The 515-nt window shown below is 46.6% G+C and carries 1 protein-coding gene; it reads right to left on the bottom strand.

The window, feature by feature from the left end:
- A partial coding sequence (locus tag R7Z77_RS28500) for an OB-fold nucleic acid binding domain-containing protein (protein WP_318137454.1) occupies positions 1-515 on the bottom strand: 515 nt, incomplete at both ends.

Genomic DNA, 515 nt, shown 5'->3' with positions numbered 1-515 from the left:
TCAAACGGATTTGAGCGGGGTGCTTACCTTCATCAAATTCATCTAAATTAATGGTTGGCGGCGGGCGATGAATGGTGTGCAACGCCTGCGACATATTAATCTGATGGTTATACAAGCCAGAAGGTAGCAATTCTTGCACTGCCGCTTTATCGAGTAGCGCCAATGCTTGCTCAGTCAGGTTGCGTAAGGTGATTTGACGCAGGCCATCTGTGGTTGGATAAACCGGGGTTAAGCTTTGTTCCACATCTGGCTTTTGTTCACTGGCGTAAAATTTGTAGTCAGGGTGCATAATTTCCAGCCCCATACCACCACGCTTAATTTCTCCGTAAGCGTGTACTAACTTACCCTGTGAAAAATTGTTCTTCATCGCTGCAGTAAAGTTGAAAAAACGTAGGGTGATGGTGCCATTGCCGTCACTGATTTTGACTGTCAGCATTTTGCGTTTACCAAAAATGGTATCGACGGTCATGACTTTGCCTTGTACCGCAGCCCAAAGGCCTGCGTGCAGTTTGGCA

The sequence above is a fragment of the Vibrio sp. 1401 genome (genome assembly GCF_033340295.1).
This window is presented reverse-complemented; position numbering and strand designations above follow the sequence as displayed.